The 22,385-nt window shown below is 60.0% G+C and carries 24 protein-coding genes; 10 read left to right on the top strand and 14 right to left on the bottom strand.

All coding sequences use genetic code 11. From position 1 onward, the window contains the following. Nucleotides 1-63: 63 nt before the first annotated feature. From OP10G_RS23110 to OP10G_RS23095, 4 genes are all read left to right on the top strand, one after another. Nucleotides 64-1,065 (top strand): hypothetical protein, encoded by a 1,002-nt coding sequence (locus OP10G_RS23110; RefSeq protein WP_025228058.1) that lies wholly within the window; start codon nt 64-66, stop codon nt 1,063-1,065. A 92-nt stretch (nt 1,066-1,157) separates the two neighbouring features. Beyond that, entirely contained in the window at nt 1,158-2,282 is a 1,125-nt protein-coding gene (locus tag OP10G_RS23105) for a hypothetical protein (RefSeq protein ID WP_025228059.1), read from the top strand. 199 nt (nt 2,283-2,481) lie between these two features. Continuing rightward, the gene (locus tag OP10G_RS23100; protein ID WP_025228060.1) at nt 2,482-3,396 is read left to right on the top strand and encodes an ABC transporter ATP-binding protein; all 915 of its coding nucleotides are present in this window, start codon (nt 2,482-2,484) and stop codon (nt 3,394-3,396) included. Between the two features lie 3 nt (nt 3,397-3,399). Continuing rightward, nucleotides 3,400-4,590, top strand: coding sequence for an ABC transporter permease (locus OP10G_RS23095; protein ID WP_025228061.1), 1,191 nt, complete (start codon nt 3,400-3,402; stop codon nt 4,588-4,590). 88 nt (nt 4,591-4,678) lie between these two features. Here OP10G_RS23095 and OP10G_RS23090 read toward each other — a convergent pair whose 3' ends face one another. Continuing rightward, entirely contained in the window at nt 4,679-5,302 is a 624-nt protein-coding gene (locus OP10G_RS23090; protein ID WP_025228062.1) for an RNA polymerase sigma factor, read from the bottom strand. 352 nt (nt 5,303-5,654) lie between these two features. On the opposite strand from OP10G_RS23090, the gene OP10G_RS23085 reads away from it, so the two are divergent. After that, nucleotides 5,655-5,993 carry a hypothetical protein gene (locus OP10G_RS23085; protein WP_025228063.1) on the top strand — a complete coding sequence of 113 codons (339 nt, stop codon included), beginning with the start codon at nt 5,655-5,657 and terminating at the stop codon, nt 5,991-5,993. A gap of 2 nt (nt 5,994-5,995) precedes the next feature. Here the strand turns inward: OP10G_RS23085 and OP10G_RS23080 are convergent, their stop codons facing one another. The 6 genes from OP10G_RS23080 to OP10G_RS25460 all read right to left on the bottom strand — a co-directional run bounded on the left by OP10G_RS23080 (nt 5,996) and on the right by OP10G_RS25460 (nt 11,168). Next, the gene (locus tag OP10G_RS23080) at nt 5,996-6,190 is read right to left on the bottom strand and encodes a hypothetical protein (protein ID WP_025228064.1); all 195 of its coding nucleotides are present in this window, start codon (nt 6,188-6,190) and stop codon (nt 5,996-5,998) included. 72 nt (nt 6,191-6,262) lie between these two features. Then, a complete protein-coding gene (locus tag OP10G_RS23075; RefSeq protein WP_025228065.1) occupies nt 6,263-7,099 on the bottom strand; it encodes a prepilin-type N-terminal cleavage/methylation domain-containing protein in 837 nt (278 codons plus the stop codon). A 111-nt stretch (nt 7,100-7,210) separates the two neighbouring features. Next, nucleotides 7,211-8,239, bottom strand: a complete 1,029-nt coding sequence (locus tag OP10G_RS23070) for a LacI family DNA-binding transcriptional regulator (protein WP_025228066.1) — start codon at nt 8,237-8,239, stop codon at nt 7,211-7,213. 224 nt (nt 8,240-8,463) lie between these two features. Beyond that, nucleotides 8,464-9,039 carry a type 1 glutamine amidotransferase domain-containing protein gene (locus OP10G_RS23065; protein WP_025228067.1) on the bottom strand — a complete coding sequence of 192 codons (576 nt, stop codon included), beginning with the start codon at nt 9,037-9,039 and terminating at the stop codon, nt 8,464-8,466. 66 nt (nt 9,040-9,105) lie between these two features. Beyond that, nucleotides 9,106-10,443, bottom strand: a complete 1,338-nt coding sequence (locus OP10G_RS23060; RefSeq protein WP_025228068.1) for a family 1 glycosylhydrolase — start codon at nt 10,441-10,443, stop codon at nt 9,106-9,108. After that, nucleotides 10,440-11,168, bottom strand: a complete 729-nt coding sequence (locus OP10G_RS25460; protein ID WP_025228069.1) for a phosphatase PAP2 family protein — start codon at nt 11,166-11,168, stop codon at nt 10,440-10,442. The genes OP10G_RS23060 and OP10G_RS25460 overlap by 4 nt, the downstream gene beginning before the upstream one ends. A gap of 73 nt (nt 11,169-11,241) precedes the next feature. Here OP10G_RS25460 and OP10G_RS23050 point away from each other — a divergent pair, with 73 nt between their 5' ends. After that, entirely contained in the window at nt 11,242-12,579 is a 1,338-nt protein-coding gene (locus OP10G_RS23050; RefSeq protein ID WP_144241334.1) for a S41 family peptidase, read from the top strand. Here the strand turns inward: OP10G_RS23050 and OP10G_RS23045 are convergent. Beyond that, nucleotides 12,576-13,076: a hypothetical protein gene (locus OP10G_RS23045; RefSeq protein WP_025228071.1), complete on the bottom strand. Its 501-nt coding sequence runs from the start codon at nt 13,074-13,076 to the stop codon at nt 12,576-12,578. The two genes, OP10G_RS23050 and OP10G_RS23045, sit on opposite strands and share 4 nt — an antisense overlap. A gap of 39 nt (nt 13,077-13,115) precedes the next feature. Further along, nucleotides 13,116-13,823: a sulfite oxidase-like oxidoreductase gene (locus tag OP10G_RS23040; protein ID WP_025228072.1), complete on the bottom strand. Its 708-nt coding sequence runs from the start codon at nt 13,821-13,823 to the stop codon at nt 13,116-13,118. 232 nt (nt 13,824-14,055) lie between these two features. Here OP10G_RS23040 and OP10G_RS23035 point away from each other — a divergent pair, with 232 nt between their 5' ends. After that, on the top strand, nt 14,056-15,018 hold the full coding sequence (locus OP10G_RS23035) for an aldo/keto reductase (protein ID WP_025228073.1): 963 nt from the start codon (nt 14,056-14,058) through the stop codon (nt 15,016-15,018). An 87-nt stretch (nt 15,019-15,105) separates the two neighbouring features. Here OP10G_RS23035 and OP10G_RS23030 read toward each other — a convergent pair whose 3' ends face one another. After that, nucleotides 15,106-15,354, bottom strand: a complete 249-nt coding sequence (locus tag OP10G_RS23030) for a hypothetical protein (protein WP_025228074.1) — start codon at nt 15,352-15,354, stop codon at nt 15,106-15,108. 103 nt (nt 15,355-15,457) lie between these two features. Between OP10G_RS23030 and OP10G_RS25455 the strand changes: the two genes are divergently transcribed. Next, nucleotides 15,458-17,275, top strand: coding sequence for an MFS transporter (locus OP10G_RS25455; protein WP_052547937.1), 1,818 nt, complete (start codon nt 15,458-15,460; stop codon nt 17,273-17,275). Further along, complete coding sequence (locus OP10G_RS23015) at nt 17,272-18,300, top strand: serine hydrolase domain-containing protein (protein ID WP_025228075.1); 1,029 nt, start codon at nt 17,272-17,274, stop codon at nt 18,298-18,300. Before OP10G_RS25455 ends, OP10G_RS23015 begins: the two co-directional genes overlap by 4 nt. Nucleotides 18,301-18,536: 236 nt before the next feature. Here OP10G_RS23015 and OP10G_RS23010 read toward each other — a convergent pair whose 3' ends face one another. The 4 genes from OP10G_RS23010 to OP10G_RS22995 all read right to left on the bottom strand — a co-directional run bounded on the left by OP10G_RS23010 (nt 18,537) and on the right by OP10G_RS22995 (nt 21,489). Further along, the gene (locus tag OP10G_RS23010; protein ID WP_025228076.1) at nt 18,537-18,917 is read right to left on the bottom strand and encodes a type II toxin-antitoxin system VapC family toxin; all 381 of its coding nucleotides are present in this window, start codon (nt 18,915-18,917) and stop codon (nt 18,537-18,539) included. Then, complete coding sequence (locus OP10G_RS23005) at nt 18,914-19,153, bottom strand: type II toxin-antitoxin system Phd/YefM family antitoxin (RefSeq protein ID WP_025228077.1); 240 nt, start codon at nt 19,151-19,153, stop codon at nt 18,914-18,916. The genes OP10G_RS23010 and OP10G_RS23005 overlap by 4 nt, the downstream gene beginning before the upstream one ends. A gap of 61 nt (nt 19,154-19,214) precedes the next feature. Beyond that, nucleotides 19,215-21,041 (bottom strand): hypothetical protein, encoded by a 1,827-nt coding sequence (locus OP10G_RS23000; protein ID WP_025228078.1) that lies wholly within the window; start codon nt 21,039-21,041, stop codon nt 19,215-19,217. Between the two features lie 181 nt (nt 21,042-21,222). Next, entirely contained in the window at nt 21,223-21,489 is a 267-nt protein-coding gene (locus OP10G_RS22995; protein WP_025228079.1) for an FmdB family zinc ribbon protein, read from the bottom strand. Nucleotides 21,490-21,576: 87 nt separating this feature from the next. Between OP10G_RS22995 and OP10G_RS22990 the strand changes: the two genes are divergently transcribed. Then, on the top strand, nt 21,577-22,383 hold the full coding sequence (locus OP10G_RS22990; RefSeq protein WP_025228080.1) for a TerC family protein: 807 nt from the start codon (nt 21,577-21,579) through the stop codon (nt 22,381-22,383). Nucleotides 22,384-22,385: the final 2 nt, after the last annotated feature.

The following is a 22,385-nucleotide window of genomic DNA, read 5'->3' as shown; positions in this document are numbered from 1 at the left end:
TCGGCGGTGTAGGTCTTCACAGGTCAAGCGAGGGGGCTTGAGCCCCCGAGCCGGAGAAATCCGATGAAGACCAAAACAAGATTTGTCATTTGGAGAGCCGTATCTCCCTGTGCCGTCGTCCTCGCCGGAGGCCTGATCGTCGGCTGCGGAGGTAACGGAGGGACGCTTACCACCAACGAGGATCCGAGCTCGATGGATGGAGACCGCTCGGCCTCCTCCCGCCGGGGGATCCAATCGCTCTACTTTGGCGCCTTCTCGGCGACGGCAGCGCTCAGAATCGTCTCGGCGCTGGGGCAGGCGGGTCCGAACCGAACGATAGAGCTGGCCTACGCGCCCCAATTTTCTAGCAACCGATATGGTAACGCTATCTGCTTTTTAACTGGACTCCCGGGCCGATCGCTCAGTCTGGTCATCGACTATGGTCACCACACCATGTCCGGAAACGCGGCCGACCTCGGCAAGGAGTTCTACACCAACATCTTTAAGAAGTATCCGACGGCGGCTCGCTATCGACTCGCCGTGGCAAACGAAGACGACTACTCCAACTCGGATTGGTCGACCCGCATGAGCGGCTTGTTGAAGGGGTTGGTCGACGCGTGGAAGAAGGACAATCCGAAGGGGACGTTCCCCGCCAGCCAAGTGCTCGTTCGAAGGATCAAGGCGACCACCTTCTCCCTCGCCTCGAGCTTCTCGCCCGGCAAGGGTTATCCATCGTTTTCGACCGAAACGGAATACCATTTTCCTGAGGGGATCTCCGATCCCAAAAAGCTTGCGAAGTCGGGTTTCACGGTCGTTAGCAACGACGGCTGGGCCGTAAACGACGTGGACCAGAAGGAGCCAAAGGATCTCGCCTACTCGCTGAAAAACGGCGCATGGAAGGCGATTCCGTCGATGACGCTCTCGGCGTTCCAATCCGGGTGGGGCGGCAACTCGCTGCTTTGGCATCCGGCGTTCCACCTCTGGCCCAAGCGCAACGGCCACTTCTATTACGATAACCCACGCACGGAGGTATCCGGCGCGGACCTCGACAGCCTTTGCGCGACGATCGTTCGCTACGTGAAGTAAGAAAAAAATCGCCCGGCTCTACGGAGCCGGGCGATTTTTCCTGTAAGAACCTCGGCCTCGTAGAGCTTCACGGGTTGACAGAAGGAAAACTTATGAGAAAACTTCTCAGTTTGCTTGTTCTCGGCATTTGCGGCGCGGCTGCCGCTCAGTCCGTTACGTTTACCAACGCACCCGGAAGAATGTCGGACATCTCGGTCCGGGGGAGCTCTATTCTCGGCGACCGCGTCGGTACCGGCGGGATCTATTTGATCGGAACGCTCGACGGGTCGGACGCCCATGGGAAAAGCGTTACCTCGAAAGGGTCGACCAACGGGATCATGATGTCCGACTCGCCCACGATCCCCGGGCCGAAATTTAAGCTGAGTTTCACCCAGACCGGACCCACTTCGGTGTCGTTCTATGCGGAAGTCGGACCGGTGCAGACCACGTTCGCCGGCATGAGCATGCCGTTCGACTTTGGAAAGCAGGCGGTATCGAGCTTCCGATTCAACGGAACGCGGTACTTGCTAGGTGGGGTCCCAAATCCGTGGCGGCAAGGTTCCGCGGGTAACTATCGGGATATCCCGACGCCATTCAGGGTCACCGATGCGCAGGGCAATCTGCTCGGTTACGTCGGCGTCGCCTCGACCACGTTGCCAACCACCTGGGCCGAGGTCTCGGGGGGCTTCGGTACCGTCCGAGTGGATGTGACGCGCTCAAGCCACTATGGCAACCTCCACTTCTACAATCACTTTGGTACGAACAACTTGGAGCTGGGGTTCGGCTCCATGAAGAAAGGAGAAACCGCCTTCGTCGAGGGGATGATCCAGGTCGTTCCCCAGATATGGACCTATAAGGCATCAACGGGCCTCTTCCACCAAGTGGGTCGCGCCGACTCGGGTGGCTGGAGCGCGTCCAAGAGCGACCCCGCCAACAAATACCTTTGCTACGGCCCGTACGAGGACGAAGCGCCAGCGGGTGACTACGGGGCAGAGTTCCATCTCATGCTCGACAACGTGACCGCCGACAATAAGGCGATCGTGAATCTCGACGTCTACGACGCAAACTCGGGCTGTGTGCTGGCAAGTCAGAAGCTGACGCGGAAGCAGTTCAAAAAGGCGAATAACTACCAGGCGTTCACCCTCGCCTTCACCGCCCCCTCGAAGGCGAGGCTGGAGTTCCGAACCTACTTCCTCGGCGGGGCTTACGTTAGGGAGGAGAAGGTTACGCTGAAGTAACGGCGACGCCCATAGCTATGCCTCTCCCTGCGGAACGGACACTCGCTAGGGGAGAGGTTCATTTAATGGGGGTCTTGAGTTAGTTTGCCCCTTTTGGTCAGGGCACAAGGAGGTTGAGACGCCACGAATGGTGGATCTGCGCCTGACGCCCATGGGCGAGTCTTGCAACGCCAGGCGGCGATCGTCGTAAGATTCCATCGTGCTTCAAGTAAGCGGCTTACAGAAGAGATATGGGGACCTTGCAGCGGTTAAGAACGTTAGCTTCGAGGTGGCGCGGGGGGAGAGATTTGGGTTGCTTGGGCCGAACGGGGCGGGGAAGACGACCACGATTTCTATGATCACCGGAACCTTGGATCCGGACGGCGGGGAAGCGAAGGTGGACGGAGAGACGGTCACCACTTCCGCGATGGGGGCCAAGCGAAAGATCGGCTACGTTCCCCAAGAGATCGCCCTGTACGACGAGATTTCCGCGCGGGACAACCTTCGGTTCTTTGGCGCGCTCTACGGGCTGGCTGGCTTGGATATCGCGAGAGCGAGCGACCGGGCTTTGGAAATCGCCGGCCTGCGGGACCGCGATAAGGAGCCGGTGAAGAATTACTCCGGTGGAATGAAGCGGCGTCTGAACATCGCGGTGGCGTTGCTGCACGACCCGGAGCTGCTTGTCTTCGACGAGCCCACCGTCGGAGTCGACCCACAGAGCCGGAACCTGATTTTCGAGACGCTTCTGAATCTCGCCGACGAAGGGAAGACGATTATCTACACCACGCACTATATGGAGGAGGTCGAGCGGCTTTGCCAACGGGCGGCGGTGATGGATCACGGAGAAGTGGTCGCGGTCGGATCGATGGCCGACCTGCAGCGGATGTTGGGTCAAGAGGAGACGGTCGTCATCGACCTCGATCTGCTGCCGGATGGGCTGGAATTGCCGGGCGCGAAAAACGTGCGGCTTGAGGGACAAACACTAAGTTTCCAGGTCGACGACCTGACGGACGACCTACCCCACATCTTGATCGCGCTACGGGAGAGTGGAGCGCGCATTACATCTATCAAGTGTCACTCGCCGAGCCTGGAAGAGGTCTTCCTCCACCTGACGGGCCGGAGCATGAGGGACTAAGCCATGTTCAAGTTACTTCTCGAACTCATTCGTAAAGATCTCAAAGTGTTCGTCGCGGACCGGAAGGCGATGATCATCTCGTTCGCCGTACCGGTGGCCATCGCCTCGTTCATGGGGATGCTGACGAGCAACATGGACAACAATAACGGCGCGGGAAAGAGCGCCGCGCCCAAGAGCAAGATTCAGATTGCCCTGGTGGACGAAGACAACGGCCCGGTAGCGGCGGACGTCCTCAAGCGGATCGCCAAGAGCGATTCGATCGAAGCATTGCCGACCGATCGGGCGACGGCGCAACAGTGGGTTAACGAGGGGAGGATCGGCTATGGAATCGTCCTCACGAAAGGCTTCTCCCAGAAGGCGGTCGCGGCGATGCAGGGCCAGGGGGATCCGCCTGAGCTCATCAAGATGAGCGACCCATCCAAGGCATACGAGGCGGGAGTCGCGGAAGGGACGACGAGCCGGGTGCTCTCTTCCAGCATCGTCCATGCCGCGTTCGGCGACGTCGCAGGCTCAAGTGAGCAGAAAATGCCGTACGTGGTAAAAGACGCGCCGAAAACGGCGCAGGCGGCCTCCACCGATGGAAACGAGAAATGGAGTGGGATCGCGCACTCGTTCGCAGGCATGGCGATCCAAGGTCTGCTGTTCTGGTCGATCGAGTCCGCAATGGGAATTCTGCGAGAGCGGCGACAAGGGATCTGGCGGCGGTTGCGGGCGGCGCCAGTGGGCGCTCCCATGCTGTTGCTCGGAAAGGTGCTAAGCGGGGCGCTTCGGGCTCTAATGATCCTGGCGGTCGTCTTCGGCTCGGGGGCGATCTTGTTCCACATGCGGGTTCAAGGGAGCGTGATCGGGTTTGCCCTGGTGGCCCTGGCCGCCTCGTTCATGGCGGCCACGTTCGGGCTTTTCGTGGCGGCGCTGGGAAGAACGGAGCAGCAGAGCCGGGGCTTGTCGATCCTGGCAGTCTTGACGATGACCATGCTCGGCGGAGCCTGGTTCCCGTCATTCCTAATGCCGGGCTGGGTGCAGTCGATCTCCCTCTTCATCCCGGTCCGCTGGGCCGTCGACGGATTCGATTCGATGCTGTGGCGAGCTCAAGATCTACAGCACGCAATGCCGGCGGTGTACGCCCTGCTCGGCTTCGCGGTCTTCTTCGGAGTGTTTGCTTTGAAGCGGATCCGTTGGGAATACGAGGCTTGAGGGGGTTGGCAGTTAGCGGTTGGCTGTTGGAGAAATCGCATCCCTTCTTCTAACTGCTAACTGCCAACCGCTAACCCCGCCTATCCAGTCAGTGCGACGTGGCTAGCTTCAGCGTTCGCTGGCTGCTCGAGATCGGGTGGCCTTCTCGCTTGATCTGCTCGAGGCGGGCTCGGATGAGCTTATGGGTTCGGTGCAGGCGCGAGCGGATCGTTCCGACCGGCTTGCCGAGCATGTCGGCGATGTCCTTGTAAGGCACGCCTTCGATGTCGGCGAGGGTGATCAGCAACCGTTGTTCGGGCGAAAGGGAGTTCAGCGCCTTCTGCAGGTCCTCGCTGAACGTTCCTTCGAGGATCCGAACTTCGGGATTCGAGGTCTCATCCGGCATTTCGAAGAACAGGTTGTCGTCGCCGCTGCCCTGGTTAAGCGGCGTATCGTACGAGACGGCCTTGATTCGGCGTCGTCGATTGCGCAGCAAATCGAGGAAGAGCCGAGTCACGATCCGGAAGATCCAGTTCTCGAACGGCCGGTCGCCCTCATAGTCGTTGAACGATCGGTACGCCCGGAAGAACGCCTCCTGGGTCAAGTCCTCGGCATCCGTGCGGTTCCCAGCGAGACGGTACGACATGTTGAACACCTTCTTGTAGGTGGCCTCCATGAGTTCGTTGAATCTCTTCTGGTCGCTGGCGTTGAGTTGATAAGCTTGAGTGGACATTTTGACGCTCCCCCTTCAAAGGAGCCCATGCATATGTACAGGGTCGCACTAGCGCGACTATACATAGAGACAAAATCGTTAATCGAACAGTTCCCGGTTCGGGACCTTTACGGGGCTCCGCGCAATAGTGTATCCAACCCGATTTTACGGTCCCGCCTTTAGGTGACCGTATTTCGGCGACCCTCCTTCGTCTGGGCGGTTCTCCGATGCGCGACTAACCAGGGGTCCTATTTAATGACGGGGTGACGAACCCTTTTCGGTCGATCGCCTTCAAAGGAAGTGGTCGGGCGCCATGCCTGACCGAATAATTGAGGCGACGCCAAATTACCGTCGACGGGAACGAGCGCAGGACATGGATAGTGAAATTAGAGTTTTCGAGGGGGGAGCGCCCGACGCGGAGCGAACCGTGCGGATCCATCGGACGGCGGCCGATCGGTGCAGCCTTCAGTTGGTCGATTACTTCCTGGGAATTAGCGGACGCCCATTTTTGGAAGTCGAACTGGAGTACGCAACCCTGGTGATGACCTTGGGAGGAGCTTGCACGGCGGTGAAGACGACGGACGCCTGTTTCGCGCTTTATCCGGTCGGTTCCGAGGTGCGATTGACGTTCCAGGCCGACGATTGGCCTTTCCCGGAGCAGTGGAGCACCCCCCGGGATGAATTCAACACGGCCGTTCTGGCTCTGTTGTAGGCTTACTTCTTCCCGTTGAGGATGGCGCTCTTCGCGCTGTCGGGCATGTTCGGGTTGCTCTTGATCGCGTTTTGCATCGGGTCCGTTTTCGTGGGGACCTGGTCAACCTTCATGGTTTCGACGGGGGTATCGCCCGAATTACATCCAACGAGCATCACGGCCAGCGCCGGGACAAGGAACAAAAGCTTCTTAGTCATAGAATGGTCTCTAAATAGGATGTCCGCCGGTCCCTTTCGGAACCGGCGGACCGCCCGATCGCTCGGGCTGGTTTACTTGTACTCGCCCCAAGCGGAGGCGACGACATCCTGGCGATCCTTCTGGGTCCAGTAGGCGTTCGTCCGCGGGTTGATCGCGTACTTGGAACCCCAGTCGTCGCGGGTAGCGTTCGCCGCGTCGAGGGTGGCAAGGGCCGGCTTGCTCTTCGCGTGGCCGTCTGCCCATACCCACGAGACTTGCTTACCGACCGCATGAACCGGCCCGTTGTTGCCCGAAGGACAAGCGGAGCCGCTGCCCTGGGGGATACACCAGTCGGGCTTGGCCTCGATCGTGCTCAGGAAGCTCGGCTTGAGGTCGTTCCACTGAGCGCGGCTCGGAACCATAAGGATGGTCCCCGCCGGCTCGTCGATTTGGTCGAGGGAGCCCAGACCCTCGGGGGTCCAAGGGCCGGCGCAGTGGCCGTTGGCAAATCCCACCAGGTCGTTGTTGACGGCGAAGTTCGACGGGAGCACTTCGTGATCCGCGGCGACTCCGTCGGTAAACGACTCGGTCCAGTAGTTCTTGTCCCGGAATGGGTTGGTCGGGTCTTGAAGCAGGCCGTTGCTCTTGGCAACGTACGGATTCATGACGTGACGCCAGTTGTAGTACGTGCTGCCCCAGCTCGAACAGTCGGCCGGGAATCCGAAGAATTCCTTGACCAGGGCGTCATCGTAGTCGCCCATGTAGATCATGTTCGCGGTTGCGACCTGCTTTGCGTTGCTCAGGGCAACCGTCTTCTTCGCGGCGAGCTTGGCTTGCGCGAAGACCGGGAAAAGGATGGCGGCGAGGATCGCGATGATCGCGATGACGACGAGTAGCTCGATGAGGGTGAAAGCCTTTCTGCGATTCACGGTAATAGTCCTCCTGTGGACATGTGCGCGCCTACATTGGGCGCCATTAGATTGCTGAGATAGGTAGTGGGCCGGATGGCCGATATCGACGAGAGCGAGAGTAAAAACGTTTTAAGCAAGGGCGACCTCCTGGATGGGAAACGTCGATCCTCGCACGATCAGGCGGGTTGGAAAGTCGATGCTCGCGATGTACTCGGCCCCGGCGGCGAGCGAGACCGCGCCCCGTAAAGCGGCCGACGCCATTTCGGCAACGGGCTGCTCGACGGTGGTTATCGGCGGATTGAAGGTGTAGCTCATGTCGCAGTCGTCAAATCCTACGACGCTCATTTCGCGCGGAACATCCAACCCTCCTTCGCGAAGCGCCTGGCAGAGACCGTATGCCATTTCGTCGTTAGCGACGAACACAGCGGTAGGGCGCGTCGGCAAGCGCAAAAGCCGCTTGCCCGCGTTGTAGCCGCTTTCGACCGTAAAGAGCCCCTGCTGGACGTAGTCGGCACGCGCTTCCAGCCCGTGTTGGGCGACGTACTCGCGATACGCCTCGGCGCGCCGCTGGGCATCCGTCGAAGCGGGATTGCCGGTGATGTGTGCGATTCGGCGGTGCCCCATTTCCACCAAATGATCCATGGCTTGGCGCACGCCGCCGTTGTTATCGCAAGTAAAGCGGACGCCCGCGGTCGCGCTGCCGCTGGCAACGGTTGTGAACGGAAAGTTTCGCTCGGCAAGGAACGGGATCGCGCTGGCGTCGGGGAGCGGAGCGATAAAAACGACGCCGTCGATGCGGCCGTCCAGCAACTCGGCTCCGGACTCCGCCGGGTCGTTACGGTTGTGACCGGTGAAGAGAAGAAGATCTTGCCCAAGCGCTTCCGCCTCGTTGACGAGCGCGTTCCAGGTCAGGCGCACGAATGGGGAGAGGAAAACGTTCGCTTCGGTCGACGGGGGGACGACACCGATGGTGTTGGAGCGCCGAGTCACCAGCGATCGGGCCAAACGGTTTGGCCGATAGTCGAGCTCCTTCGCCAGCTCCAGGATGCGCTGCTTCAACCCTTCCGGCACGTTTCGCGGCCCGTCGTTAAGGGCGTAGCTCACGGTGCTCGTCGAGATGTTCAACTGCCTTGCGATGTCTTTGATCGTTGCGGCCATTTAGGCTATCCGAAACGTTTCGCGAAACGTTTCGGAAGTATTGTACATCCCTTTGCAGCAGAACAAAACAAATTTTTAATTTCGGGCGCGGGAGGCGCCGTGGCATGTGGCATGTGGCATATGGCATGTGGACTGTGGGGGAACAAATCTGATTGAGATGTAAGCGGCCCAACCACCCCTTCATCCCATTCAGTCCACAAGCCACATGCCACATGCCAGACTGCCTAATACAGTTCCGCGCCGGATCGTTTGGCGTGGACGCCCTCTCCGATTTCTTCGATGAGTTTTTGTCCGAAGGCAGGGATGTCGTCTGGCTTTCGGCTGGTAACGATCCCTTGGTCGGTCACGACTCGTTGGTCCACCCAGTGAGCGCCCGCGTTTCGGAGGTCGGTTTGAAGCGAGGCCCAGCTTGTGACGGTTCGGCCACGAACGATATTTGCTTCCACGAGGAGCCACGGCCCGTGACAGATCGCGCCGATCGGCTTGCCGGCGTCGAAGAACCCGCGAACGAAGGCAACCGCCTCCGGGATCATCCTCAGCTTGTCCGGGTTGATCACCCCGCCCGGAAGAACGAGGGCATCGAAATCGCCGGGCGAACATTGGTCGAGCGTCTTATCGACCGGTACCGATTGTCCCCAGTCCGACTCGTTCCAACCTTTAATCTCTCCAGGTTTCACGGAGACGACGGCCGTCAAGGCGCCTGCCTCGTCCAGAATCCGGCGAGGTCCGAGAAGCTCGGCCTGCTCAAAACCGTCGGTCGCTAAAATTGCGATTCGCTTTCCATCAATGCGTCTATCCATCACAAACCTCGCCCCAAATCTGGGGCTAGCGGTTTGGCGAAAGTCCGCCGGGCAACGTTCCGTGAATTAGGAGTCGCCTCCGGAAGAGACCGGTTCCAAGGTGGCGTTGCGAGCTCGATCCGACGCCTCCTCTCGTGACTGAGTGTCGGCCTCCGAGCGGTACTCGCTAGGAAACGAGATGTGCATTCGGAGGCAGACGCTTTGGGTGGGGAGCACCTCTTTCCAGTCTGAAATGAGCTGTTTGTACGCTTCTCCTACCGGGCGGATCTTCCGGTTCAGGTCGTAGAGACCCAGCGGATTGACCGTCCCGTTCTTCTCGCGCAGGGCGACGTCCCAGTCGATTTGGTCGGTGAGCGAGTACCAGGTAAAGCCGACGATCGGGATCCCGTCGTTGCGAAGCCTGAGCACATTGGCCCATTCCTTCCAAAGCCAATAGACCGCCTCGTCGCCGGTTGGCCCCTCCTGAATATTCGTCTCCGTGTGCATCACCGGCAAACGATAGCGAGAGTAATACTGCCGCGTGATCTCGTCGTAGCCGAAGACCTCGCCGGAGGCTTGAGTCGATCCGTCGGGGCTCACGCGGTGTTCGTTGGTGATGTAGTAATCGTTCCCCATGATGCAGTGCTGCTTCAGCCGGTTTCCCAGAAAGAAGTGGTACTCCTCGCGGGTCATGCCGTTGTCCAACAGGAACTCATACATCTCGGACTCGACGCGCCGGCCGTAATTGAGGTCGAGGGAAAGGAACCGCCTCGCATTGAGAATCTCGGCGGGATGGATCGCCTCGGGGTTCGAGGCGTGGAAATATTCCGAGGACTCGCTCTGAACGAAAAGCGCGTCGGGCCGGACCTCGAGGATCGACTGCATCGCGAGCACGTTGGCTTTGACGATGTGCTTTAGAGCGTTAACGAACGCGGTGTCGTTGCTAAGCTGCTCGTTCCACCAGCCGTAGGCGGCCGAAAACGTAGCGGTAATGAACATTTCGTTCACTGGCGTGTAGAGCTGGGCCCATGGAAAACGGACGGCGAAATCGCGTGCATATTGGCGGAAAAGGTTTGGGAAATCGGGATTCTGGAAATTACCGATCCAGTCCGGGACGCCGAAATGGCACAAGTCGACGATGGGAACGATGTCTCGACGCCTGAGGTCGCCAAACGTCGTGTCGGCGAAGCTCCAATCGTATTTCCCCGCTCCGAGCCAAGTCTTGTGGATGGGAGGTCCGTAGCGAAGAAACCGGATCCCAAGCTCCTCGACGAGATCGAAGTCTTTCTGCCAATGGAGGTAATGCCCGCACACCTCCATTTCATCCACGCGCACCGTGCCGTTGTGGATGGTCGGATAACTATTCTCGATGCCGGTGGCAAAGAGGAAATAGGGAGGGGCCGGACGCGAGGAGTCGAGGTTCACGCGTTGTACGACGACGAATCCGACGCGTTTGGGTCCAAGGGTCCCGCGGTTGGTTCCACCGGGCGGGCGGCTTTTGCCCATTTTTGGTAGGTGAGAGCCATTAAAATCACCACAATCAACCCAAGGGTGACGCCGGCGACGACGTCCGAGAGCCAGTGGGCGCCGACATAAACGCGGCTCAGCGAGATGAGGAGCGGGAGAATCGCGAAGATAACGGTTACCGGTTTCCTTGCTTTGTACTCCTTCAGATGAACCCAGGAAAGAAACGCCAAGAAGCCGTAGACGACGGTTGAGCCGAGGGCATGCCCGGATGGAAAGCTGTATCCGGATGCGGGGAGCAGGATGCTTACGAGGTCCTGCCCCGGCCTCGGGCGGGCAAAGATCGCTTTGAGTCCAAAGTCGATGGGAAGGCCGATCAGGCTGGCGAAAGCGAACGCGGCCGCCTGTTTTAGTTTTCGGGAGGCGAGGAAGAGCGAGGTCGCGAGGGCGACCACGATCAGGGTGATGGAATTTCCGAACGACGAGATCGTGATCATCGTCATTCGCATTGCTACGCCGCTTCGCTCTTGCGCCTCTTTCGTAAACCAAAGGTCCACGTGCGCCAGAAGGGATGTCCGAAGCCCGATGGCGACGGCGACGAAGATGGCGAGCAAGGTGACCATCGCCAAAATCGCGGCGCGGGTTCGATAACGCACAAGGTATTCGGGCAGGCGCGCTAGAAGCATCTCTTGCCTTGGACCGCTTATGGCGACAAGTAGTGCCTTATTTTCCTCAAAGGTTTGACCCTAGGCACTTCGGGTGAACTCTCTTCGTAACTACGCGTTAGTGCTTGGACTTATGCGTCAATCCGCCTTCCGCGTCGGCCTGCTGCTGCCGGCCATGTTTTTGGCGTTGGCCACGGGTCGCGCGCAGACCTCGCCTCCGAACACGCTGCCGAACAATCCATTCGTGACCGGCCCCGAGGCCCCGAAGACGGAACCTCTCACCAAGGAGCGAAAAGAAGAGATCTTGTCGGAGCTCGGCAACGTCGTCCTGAAGCAGGCGTTCGTTCCGGGTGTGAATCTCTCGAAATGGCCGGAGTTTCTGGAGAAGCAGCGGGAAGATATCGACAAGGCGGAGAAAGACACCGACTTCGCGCGGGCGGTCAATCGGGCGCTAAGTCAGTTCGGCGTAAGCCACATTCGGTTCCTGCCCCCGCGGGCGGCGCAAAGCCGGGTTCGAACTTCGACAATCGGAATTGGAGTCGGCACTCGGCCGGACAAGGACGGACTCACCATCATGTCGGTCTTCCCGAAGAGCCCGGCCGAGGTGGCGGGGATCAAGCAGGGGGAGACCATCGTCTCCGTAGACGGCAAGTTGCCGGAGGCCTCCGACGCCCTTCTGGGTGACGAAGGGACGGAGATGACTCTGAAGCTCCGCGACAAGGATGGGAAGGAGCGGGAGCTCAAGATCAAGCGCGAGCGATACTCGACGGTTCGCGAAGATACGCTGACCTGGATGGGCGACGATACCGCGGTCTTGAAGATCCATAGCTTTTCACGCGGTTACTCGCGGGAAAACATCGCGAAGCTCATGTCCGAGGCCGGAAAGGCGAAGTATTTGGTGCTCGATCTCCGATCGAACGGGGGAGGGCTTATCAACAACCTCCAGCACCTCCTGAATATGCTCTTGCCCGATCAGACGGTGGTGGGAACGTTCATCAATCGCTCGGAGGCGGCCCAGTACGCGGAGAACCATGCCGGAGACCAGTCGGCCGATCCGATCGCGATCGCGAAGGAGGTCAAAGACCAGTTCAAGACTCGCCACATGCCGGTCGACCCGTTTGTCGGGAAAATAGCGGTGCTCGTGAACCGCGGTTCCGCCAGCGCGAGCGAGATTTGCGCGATGGCGCTACGTGAAAACCTAGGGGCTCCGATCGTGGGCGCGCAGAGCGCGGGCGCGGTGCTCGCCTCGATGTTCCGCCGTCTGCCGTACGGCTTCGAGGTGCAGTTCCCGGTCAGCGATTACGTGTCCAAGAACGGGGTTCGGCTCGAAAAGACTCCGATCGTTCCCGATGTCGAGGTTACGGAGAAGGCCGAGGAAGGGAAGCCAGACCCGGCCATCGAGAAGGCGATCGCAAAGCTTAAGGGCGTTTAGTCCTTCTCTTCGAACTCGACCTTGCATCTCGCCGCGAGCTCCTCGATGAGGAGCTCGAACGGGACTTCGATGCCGTTGCGGGACCAACCGACCGGAACTTTCGCTCGCCCAGCCACGAGGTGGGCGAACGGCTTGATCGTGAGCGAGGTCCCCTTCTCGAGGTTGATAACCGCGCGGTCTTTGGTGAACTCGATCGACTGGACGCGATCATAGTTAATCGTCTTGATGTTGCCGCCGCGGACGATGTCGAAGTAGTCGTCGTGGAGAACGTACTCGCTCGCGTCGGCCTGACGGTGCATCAGGTCGGCATAGGCCCCTTTGCTGTAGTCGATGAGGGCGCCGGCGGCGTTCTTAATGTTTTCGCCAAAAGCGCGGGCGTCGGGAGCGGAGGCGGTAGCGGCCGCGCGCCCCTTGGCTTGGGCGCCCCGGCGGATGTTCTCGGCCCCGGTCTGAAGCCAACGGATCGCCTCTCCGGGACGATAGCGAACAAGTTCCATCGGAGTTAAGACGTCAGGCCGTCTCGTAGGATGCACGGTTTACCACCAACGGGACCCAAATCTTTCTTCATTCCAAGGATCGCCGTGCATGTGATATCCCCCTTTCTCCCAGAAGCCGGCTTGGTCGCCGCTAAGGAATTCGATGGCGTGGATCCACTTTGCGCTCTTCCAGGCGTAGAGGCGGGGGACGACGAGGCGGACGGGGCCGCCGTGGTCGAGCGGAATGGGACGGCCGTCGTGGAGGTCGGCGAGAAGTACGTCTTCCGCGAAAAATTCCTCGATCGGCACGTTCGTCGTCCACCCCTCGTCGTAGCCGAAAGCGAGGACGTGGGTTGCTTTAGCGTCGATCTCGACGAGCTCCTTAAGCGCGCTCGTTGGAACGCCTTCCCAAAGGTTGCCAAGGCGTGACCAACGAGTGACGCAGTGCATGTCGGCGAAGACTTTTGCGCGGGGAAGCGCCTGGAAGGCCTCCAGATCGAGAGTCTTGGGTTCCTTCACGAGACCGCCGATCTTGAGCTCCCACTCGTCGAGGTCGATTTCGGGCGAGCCGAAGGCGTCGAGGACCGGCCACTTCCGCGTCCGGGCTTGGCCGGGCGGGATTCGGTTCTCCCTTCGGGTGTCGGACGAGATGATCGCTCCGGGCGGGGCACTCTCGGGCCCGGGCGGGTCGCCAGGCTGGTACTTCGCTTCCTCCTCGGCTCGGTCGGAGCCGGGGACCACGCGTTTGATCGTTCGCTTGGGGAGCATCGCTATTGAAAGTACCGCAAGTAGCGTCGGCGCCCTCGCCGATGATGCGAACCTACGTTCGCCGCTGGCCGCTCTGGAGACCGGCTCTTCCGGACTCTCTCACCCCCAACCCCTCTCCCTCGTTCGGCACGATGCATCCGAAGGAGGGAGAGGGGGCTCCGGAGCGCTAACCGCTTACGTTGCGATACGTAGATCCAAGTGCCGCCTCGAGGTCGAGGTGGGACGGGGGATGATGGAATATACGAATTTAGGACGCACCGGGCTGAAAGTCAGCCGCCTTTGCCTTGGGACGATGAATTTTGGTCCCAAAACCACCGAGCCGGATAGCTTTGCGATCATGGATCGGGCGCTGGAGCATGGGATCAACTTCTTCGATACCGCCGACGTTTACGGCTGGAAAAAGGGAGAAGGGATCACCGAGCAAATCATCGGCCGCTGGTTCGCACAAGGGGGCGGGCGACGAGAGAAAACAGTGATCGCGACCAAGGTGTACGGCGATATGGGCGACTGGCCCAACGAAGCCCGGCTGAGCGCGCTGCACATTCGCCGGGCGTGCGAAGCGTCGCTAAGACGTTTGCAGACCGACTATATCGACCTGTATCAAATGCACCACGTCTTCCGGGATTCTCCTTGGGAGGAGATCTGGCAGGCGTACGAGATCCTCGTTCAGCAGGGAAAGGTGATTTACGCCGGCTCGTCGAACTTCGCCGGGTGGCACATCACGAAGGCGAACGAGGCGGCCAAGCAGCGCCACTTCATGGGGCTCGTCAGCGAGCAGTCGAAGTACAGCTTGCTAGAACGCACCGTGGAGATGGAAGTCGTGCCGGCTTGTCTCGACTACGGCCTCGGAATGATCCCCTGGAGCCCGCTCGGCGGGGGCGTTTTGGGTGGCCGGCCGGAAGCGGAAGGGCGGCGGACCGAAGGTTGGGCGAAGGACACCTATGAGAAGAAGGGTGACCAGCTCGACAAGTGGTACGCCCTATGCGCCGAGATCGGAGAGCAGCCAGCCGATGCCGCTTTGGCATGGCTTCTGCATCAACCTGTGGTGACGGCGCCGATTATCGGCCCCCGCACCATGGCCCAGCTTGACGGATCGCTTCGGGCGGTCGAGATCAAGTTCGACGCGGACACCCTGAAGAAGATCGATGAGATCTTCCCGGGCTTCAAAACTTCGCCCGAGCACTACGCTTGGTAGACGGACGGGGTTACCCGATGTGGGCTGACTATTTTCTCAGGGGCGGGCCGCCCCTGAGACCCACGGGCGAGCCGCCCGTGCCACTTGTTAGGCGGCCAGCGAAAGGGTCGCGGGTGTGGAAATCGTGGAGACGGCGATCTCCATGAGGTGGACGAAATCCTCGGAGGACCACTCGCCCGGAACGACGTGAAACACGACTTCGTCCGTGCATCCGCCTTGCGCAAACGCGGTGTGCTTTCCGGGCTGACCGAGTAGGTTGTCGATGCCCAAGAGCTGATAGGCGGTCACTAGATCGACGAAGCTCGGGTTTTGGGATTCTTCAAATCGTTTGCTCATCTCTTGCTCTCCCCAAGAGGTTTGATCGGCCTCTTATATTCGTTAGGTTGCTGGAGCAGCCTTTCCGGTTCCGGTGCTGGGTCGATAGGGTTATCCTTATCCGATGCAGACCGAGCCGGCAAAGAGGCTGAACCCTTGGCTGTTCGTTCCGTTGCTGTACTTCATGCAGGCGATCCCGGTGTCGCTGGTACAGGACGTGGCGACGATCGTCTACAAAGACTTGGGGATCGCGAACGAGCCGATTACCCGCTGGACTTCGATCGTGGCGCTTCCATGGAGCTTGCAACTCCTGTTGGGGCCGCTGGTGGACCTGACCCGCACGAAGCGGCAGTGGGTGATGCGTTGCCAAATGTTCATCACCGCGGCGTTGATGGCGGCGCCGTTCGTACTTCAGTTGCCGGCGGCGTTCGAGCTATCGTTGGCGGCGTTTCTTACGGCGGCGATCTTTTCCGCGCTTTGCAACACGGCGATGGACGGGTTCTATCTGCTTGCCATGCCGAAAGACGAGCAGGCGAAGTTTGCCGGCGTGCAGACGACCTGCTACCGGCTTGGGACCTTATTCGCGAAGGGGCTTCTGGTGCTGTTCGCCGGACTACTGATGGCGTTCCCAGAAGCCAAGGTGTCCCCGTCGACGGGGTCTCTGCATCTCATCAAGGATAAGAAACCGGTAACCGCTCAGACCGCGACGCTCAAGATCACGAGCGGCGGATTGACCGATGAGAACGGCAACGCGTTCGATCCTCCGATCGCGGTTAGTCCCGACGTGAAAGGGCTGGCTGTGCAGCCGGATGGAACGGTGATGGCGGATGGAAAGCCGGCAGGGCAGATCCGGCTCGATGCGGATGCGTCGGTTACGCCGGTCCAGGTTGCAGCCCGATTTAGCCGCCGCACGGCTTGGTCGATCATTCTTCTGCTCGGGGCGGTTTTGTACGGTCTCATGTACCTCGTGGAGCGGCGGACCACTCCGCGCCCCGAGCTCGATACCGAAGCGGAAGAGGTACCCGGCGAGTTCGGCCGAAATGTTCGCCGGACGCTGACGGTGGTGGCGATTGGGCTCGGGGGATACTTCTTCGCCAATGCGATCGTTCGCTTGAGCGCGAATGCCATTTGGTCGTTGCGGGACGGTTCTGCCACTGGGCCGCTCAAGGGATGGATGCTGGCGGGCAACCCAACGATGCTCGGGATTCCGGTCGGGACGTCGGGCGCTTTCGCCGAGGTGGTTCAGCTCATGCTGGCGGGAGCGGTTTTCGTGACTTCTTTGACGTTGGCGCGGCGGTCAATTCGGGGAACCGCGATGGGGGATGCCTTCAGCTCCTTCTTCCGTCAACCGGGAATCGTGCCGATTCTGGCGTTTTTGATGCTCTACCGGTTTGGCGAGGCGATGGTCGTGAAGGTGTCGCCGCTATTTCTCAAGGATGCCTCCGATAAGGGAGGGCTCGGCTTCTCGACCGAGCTTGTGGGCACGATCAAAGGGTTGGTCGGGGTGTTCGGGATCGTCCTCGGTGGTTTGGCGGGGGGCTGGATCGTGTCTCGATTTGGACTGCGCAAGAGTATTTGGTACATCGCGATCTGCATGCACCTTCCGAACCTTCTGTACCTGTGGGCGGCGTTGGCACACCCGCCTTACCAGGCGATGTTCGGGGTGGACTTTGTGGAGCAGTTCGGCTACGGTTTCGGGTTCGCCGGCTACATCATCTTCCTTCAACGGGTCGCCCAACGTGGCTCGTATAAGACCGCGCATTACGCGCTGGGGGTTGGCATCGGCGCGCTGTTTATCCAGGTTGCGGGAATCGTAAGCGGCATCGTGCAGTCGAACTTCGGCTACGTAAGCTTCTTCACGGCGGCGCTTCTGTTCGGGATTCCCGGACTTCTCACGCTTCTCTTTATTCCACTTGGGGATGTGGACAAGACTTCTGCATGAGAGAGCTGTTCCTAGAAGCGATCGCGAACGGCGTTTTCCCGGGCGTGGCCTACTCGGTGTGGCACGAGGGGCGGCTGAGCCAGGATGCCTTTGGGCACTTCACCTACGATCCATCGTCATCGGTGGTTGGACTCGACACGATTTGGGATCTCGCGTCCGTTTCAAAAGTGGTCGGTACCACCACGGCGGCGATGATGTTAGTCGAAGAGGGGAGGCTCGAATTAGATAGCCCGGTGGCGTCCGTTCTGCCCGAGTTCGGACAGAACGGGAAGGAGGATGTGACGTTCACGAACCTAATGGTTCACGATTCAGGGCTCGTGGCCTTTCGCCGCTACCACGAGTTCTGCCGCACGCCTGAGGAGATTCTCGCCGCGATCTATGCGGAGTCGCTCACCTATGAAACGGGTACCCAGTGCGTGTACAGCGACTTGAGCATGATCGTGGTCGGCAAGGCGATCGAACAGATCACGGGGCAATCGCTCGACGAGTTTCTGGCGAAGCGTTTATTCCAGCCGCTGGGGATGAGGGATACCGGATTCTTTCCTCCGCGCGAGCGGTGCGCTCCTACCGAGGTGCAAGAAGAATGGCGCTCTGAAATTCGCAGCCCTCGAGGACCGTATATCCAGGGCGAGGTCCACGACCCGACGGCGATGGCGCTAGGTGGGGTCGCGGGGCACGCCGGACTGTTTTCGACCGTCGGTGATTTGACGACTTTTATGTCGGCATTAGTGTCGGGCCGGATTGTGAGCCACGACACGGTTACTCGCTTTACGGCTCGGCAAAGCGAATTGAGCAGCCGAGCCCTCGGGTGGGACACGAAAAGCGATCCGTGCAGTGCGGGAACTCTTTTCGGACCCCGTTCCTTCGGGCACACCGGCTACACGGGGACGAGCGTCTGGTGCGATCCGGATCGCGACCTCTTCGCAGTTTTGCTGAGCAACCGAGTTCATCCGACGAGTGAGAACGCAAAGATCATCCAATTCCGCCCGCGTTTCCACGACGCGGTGGTGAGGATGATCGAGTAATCAAAATGACCTGGGATGTAGAACGGTTATGGGGCATATTCCGCGATTTCTTCACCAGTTCCTTCGATGACCTGATTAGGCTCCACACATCGATTTTACAACGTGGGACTGCCTTGTCATTACACCTCTCACATACCGCGCGGGTAGTGGAGTTGGGCGCGCTCAATGTCTCCTTTAGATCGAAATTCGAGGTATGCAATACGAGGAGGTGGGATTACCTCGGCTCGTGCCGGATTTCACACCAAGAGTACGGTGGATCCGTAAACAAGCAGCCGTTGGTCGCTCGTGACGAGTTTCAGGGGTTCGGCTTCGGCTTGGGCCACGAGCATTCGGTCGAAAGGGTCGCGGTGGTGGAACGGAAGGGTTACTAGTCGCTTGAGATGCTCATCGGCGATGTGAAGCCGCTGAAATCCACTGTCTCGCATTCCGCCTCCGACGGCGACCGGTGTCATATCCAGCCGCCCAAGGCTATGTTTGATCCCAATCTCCCACAGGCTCACCACGCTGTAGAAAACGTTTCGGCTAGGTTCGCGAAGTAGTTCTCTGGCGGCTTGGGACAGCCTGACGTCGTCGGTAAGAACCCAGATGGCGATGTGCGTATCGAGGAGAAGCCTCACTCGGCCTTTCCTTCAAAGAGGTCGAGGAGGTCCTCGGGAAGCGGGTCGTCGAAATCGTCGGAAACCGTCATCTTGCCTTTGAGGAGGCCAATAACCCCGGGCCGGTCCCCTCCGAAGGGTACTAGCCGAACGGCGGGCTTACCCCCTCGGGCGATGACGATATCCTCGCCAGCCTCTACTTCGTCGAGCAGCCGGGAGAGATGGGTTTTCGCCTCGTGAACGTTCACCTGCTTCATAGACTTAGTTTAGTCTAGTCAAGCTTAGTTCCCTTCTCTTCCACCAAGAGTCGAACGATTTCTAATCCCTTTTTTGACCTGCATCATGGATGAGCTTGAGCAGCTCAGGCGGCGCGTTCTCCAACGACACCTTTTCCGGGTAGCGCGAGTACCAAGACTGGAAGAGCGTAACCGGAGCGTAGTCGGTCTGGCTGAAGTGAGCGTTGAGCTCGTAATTCATTCGCGAATCTTCCACAAGGTAGGTGAGCTTCACCGCCTGCGGTTCCGTCCGCTGGAGCTCGGCGATATAGCCGGCAAGCATGCTTAATGGCCATCGCCCACCGCCGAATTGGCCGTCGCCCATCTTCCGATAGACGATAAATTCATCCGTGGAACTCTTGGTCACGTCGAGCCAGCCGTCGTTTGGCAGCCCATACGGAAATCTCGCCGTCGCCTCGTACTTCATCATGTTGGGCGGATTCTCACCGAAGGCCCGGGCGGCGAGGCCGAGTAAGGCGCGCTTCGACGCGTCGGAGATCGAAGCGATCGGAATCCGTTCTCCGGCGAGCCAGCCATCTTGCTGACGTCGCGACAGCGAGCCGAACATCCGGGCGCCCAGCCACCCCTCGAATGGTTCGGGCGCCGGAGCGTTCGCCCAGGCGAGGATTGCGGACATCGTAAACGAATCCGGAGTAAAGCTCTGGGCTCCGGCGAACGCCGCCCTCTCGCGAAAGCGGGCGACCGGATCGGCCGGTTTCGACCGGATCAGCGTTCCAAGCGACGCTCGATCGATCCGGTGTCGCCAAGGCGGCGTCGCCAGGGCCGGCCGGGCGAGTAGCCAGCCCGCCTCTTCCTCCGCGTTGTAGCCTCCGGCATTGATAAACGCTTCGCGAAGCTTCGGCCGGCCGCTCGTCCAGGAGGGATACATATACACGTCGTCGATATTGGCGACGAGGCTTTTCCCTCTCCAATTCGCCGCCGCCAGCCAAACGTCGGTGGCGAAAGTGGCCAGCGGCTCGTACCGCTCCGGGTTCTGAGTCCGTTCCAGAATCTCCGGTAACTGTCTCATGTACGACGACGTGGGCATGTAAAGCCGTCTCGTTTCGGGGCGAATAAAGAAGGTGGTCGCTTCCGACAGCGGAACCTCCATGCCAGCCGGTATCTCGTCGGCCAGCTCTTTCGGTCGCGGAGGGTCGGTCGGCCCGTATAGCCAAAGATTCGCTTGCTTGGAAGCGACCAACCGTCCCGCCGCATCGTAAAAGGATAGTCTGGCGGTGCCCTTCTCGTACTGGTAGTTGCAGTTGAGAACGCAGTGAGCCGCCACTCCGGCATTGGGGTAGGCAACACGCGCGTTGAACTCCCGAATCAGCTCGTCCGCTCCTTTCAGCAGGTATTGGGCCGGCGTAGGCTCGTCCGCGTAGGCGCACCACGGGGACTCGCTGGCGGTGATCGTTGTCTCCGGCCGGACCGACCCAAGCGCCTTGGCGATGAGGCGGTCGTAGCCGTCCGTCGGGACGTGCCTCGTCTTCTCCTGCTGTCCCTTTAGCATCCAGGTGCGGAACCGTTCGATGGCGGTCGCGGCTTCCTGAGTTTGCCACTTCACGAAGTGGCGCTCGGCCGCCCCCTCCGCATCGGTATCGCGTATGAGCCGGTACCCGTCGCGCGTCTTTTGCCAAGTCCCGTAGGTGGCCCAAGCGATTCGCTTCATCGCATCCGCCAGCGTGACCTGCTTCAGAGAGACGATCAAAATCTCCTTTGCTTTGCGATCGCTCGTGCTGAGCGGGATTCCCGACTGATCGGAGAGCTCCTTCACCAGCGCCGCGACGTTCTCCGTGCGCGAGAGCGTGATTTTCACGTCGAGAGCGGGCGACCGGAGGATAACCAGGGGGAGAAAGAAGGCGAAAGGCACACGCAATTTTAACGTATCAGTAAAATTCCGTGTTGATCTGGAAGAAGAGCCCACATGAGGGCTCGCGGCCGCTTCCCAGGAGTTGGTGTAAGTCAGGTTCCTGCGCTCAAGAGCAACAACCTATCCCTACGGCGAAGCCGTGTAGTCGGCGCCCACGTGTGCCGCTCCTCAGCATCGAAGGTTATTCCGAAGCGACCGGCGCGGGGGGCGCGAGGGCTGGCTCAGCTGGCGTCTCGGCTTTGGCTTCCACCTTCGGCTCCGAACCCGATCCGGCGTAGTCGTTGATGTGGAAGCCGGAACCCTTGAACGACACCGCTACCCGCTGAATCACTCGCTTGACCGTTCCCGTCGAACCGCACTCGCATGTGTCGAGAGGGTCGGCCGTGATCCGTTGTTCGACTTCGAAAGTATTGTTACAGGCGCTGCACTGGTAAACGTACGTGGGCATAGTTCCGTATTGCTCTGACTCGTCGTCAAAGTAGATTGTGACAGAATCACGGCCTACGGGCCGCCACGTCGGCCATTTCAACCCGTAATGTTCGGACAGACCTTCCAGACCGCGGATATCGCCAGCATCGCCGCCTTGGTGATGCTCGAGGCGATGCTCTCGGGCGACAATGCGCTGGTTCTGGCGATCATGGTTCGGCATCTGCCCAAGGAGCAGCGGCAGCGGGCCCTCCTCTACGGCCTCGGCGGCGCGTTCGCGTTTCGCCTCGTCGCCATCCTTCTCGCCAACGCGGTGCTTAAGCTGTGGTGGCTCCAAGCGGTGGGCGCCGGCTATCTGATCTTCCTGCCGATCAAGCATTTCGTCGATCACCGGGAAGGCGCTCCGAAAAAGGTATCCAGCGGCAGTTTCTGGCACACCGTGGTGGCGGTCGAGCTCACCGACATCGCGTTCGCCATGGACAGTGTGCTGGCGGGCGTCTCCTTCGTCGACAACCGCGTCTCCAAGATTTGGGTCGTCTACACCGGCGCCATCGTCGGGATGATCCTTCTCCGGTTTGCGGCGGGCGTCTTTGTTCGCTTCTTGGAGAAATATCCGTTCCTCGATCACGTCGCTTATCTGCTCGTGGGGTGGGTGGGGACCAAACTGATGGTGCTTTCGGCGCACAACTTGGACAAGGTGCACCCAAGCCTTATCGCCGGTTACGTCCCCGAGATGCCGCAGTGGATGTTTTGGAGCGTTCTCGGCGCGATCGCCTTGGGAGGCAGTCTCGTGGCGGTCCGGAAGGCGGCCGTGGTCCCGACCGCAAACGAGGAATATGCGGAGGAAGTGGACGAAGCGTGTCAAATTCCCGCCATTCGCGACCCACGGAAGCCGGATCGGAACCGGGTTGAGTAAGC

The sequence above is a fragment of the Fimbriimonas ginsengisoli Gsoil 348 genome, assembly GCF_000724625.1.
In the GTDB taxonomy this organism is placed as follows: Bacteria; Armatimonadota; Fimbriimonadia; order Fimbriimonadales; family Fimbriimonadaceae; genus Fimbriimonas; species Fimbriimonas ginsengisoli.
The sequence above is the reverse complement of the archived record's forward strand: the minus strand, read 5'-3'. Positions and strand labels throughout refer to the sequence as shown.

Excerpts from the sequence above, each read along its gene's own strand:
- OP10G_RS22995 (WP_025228079.1), bottom strand. The coding sequence starts at position 21,489 with ATGCCCACGTACGTTTACCAGTGCAGCGCCTGTAACAATACTTTCGAA.
- OP10G_RS23015 (WP_025228075.1), top strand. The coding sequence starts at position 17,272 with ATGAGAGAGCTGTTCCTAGAAGCGATCGCGAACGGCGTTTTCCCGGGC.
- OP10G_RS23085 (WP_025228063.1), top strand. The coding sequence starts at position 5,655 with ATGGATAGTGAAATTAGAGTTTTCGAGGGGGGAGCGCCCGACGCGGAG.
- OP10G_RS23065 (WP_025228067.1), bottom strand. The coding sequence starts at position 9,039 with ATGGATAGACGCATTGATGGAAAGCGAATCGCAATTTTAGCGACCGAC.
- OP10G_RS23095 (WP_025228061.1), top strand. The coding sequence starts at position 3,400 with ATGTTCAAGTTACTTCTCGAACTCATTCGTAAAGATCTCAAAGTGTTC.
- OP10G_RS23070 (WP_025228066.1), bottom strand. The coding sequence starts at position 8,239 with ATGGCCGCAACGATCAAAGACATCGCAAGGCAGTTGAACATCTCGACG.
- OP10G_RS22990 (WP_025228080.1), top strand. The coding sequence starts at position 21,577 with ATGTTCGGACAGACCTTCCAGACCGCGGATATCGCCAGCATCGCCGCC.
- OP10G_RS23110 (WP_025228058.1), top strand. The coding sequence starts at position 64 with ATGAAGACCAAAACAAGATTTGTCATTTGGAGAGCCGTATCTCCCTGT.
- OP10G_RS23045 (WP_025228071.1), bottom strand. The coding sequence starts at position 13,076 with ATGGAACTTGTTCGCTATCGTCCCGGAGAGGCGATCCGTTGGCTTCAG.
- OP10G_RS23035 (WP_025228073.1), top strand. The coding sequence starts at position 14,056 with ATGGAATATACGAATTTAGGACGCACCGGGCTGAAAGTCAGCCGCCTT.
- OP10G_RS25460 (WP_025228069.1), bottom strand. The coding sequence starts at position 11,168 with ATGCTTCTAGCGCGCCTGCCCGAATACCTTGTGCGTTATCGAACCCGC.
- OP10G_RS23005 (WP_025228077.1), bottom strand. The coding sequence starts at position 19,153 with ATGAAGCAGGTGAACGTTCACGAGGCGAAAACCCATCTCTCCCGGCTG.
- OP10G_RS23105 (WP_025228059.1), top strand. The coding sequence starts at position 1,158 with ATGAGAAAACTTCTCAGTTTGCTTGTTCTCGGCATTTGCGGCGCGGCT.
- OP10G_RS23080 (WP_025228064.1), bottom strand. The coding sequence starts at position 6,190 with ATGACTAAGAAGCTTTTGTTCCTTGTCCCGGCGCTGGCCGTGATGCTC.
- OP10G_RS23090 (WP_025228062.1), bottom strand. The coding sequence starts at position 5,302 with ATGTCCACTCAAGCTTATCAACTCAACGCCAGCGACCAGAAGAGATTC.
- OP10G_RS25455 (WP_052547937.1), top strand. The coding sequence starts at position 15,458 with ATGCAGACCGAGCCGGCAAAGAGGCTGAACCCTTGGCTGTTCGTTCCG.
- OP10G_RS23030 (WP_025228074.1), bottom strand. The coding sequence starts at position 15,354 with ATGAGCAAACGATTTGAAGAATCCCAAAACCCGAGCTTCGTCGATCTA.
- OP10G_RS23040 (WP_025228072.1), bottom strand. The coding sequence starts at position 13,823 with ATGCTCCCCAAGCGAACGATCAAACGCGTGGTCCCCGGCTCCGACCGA.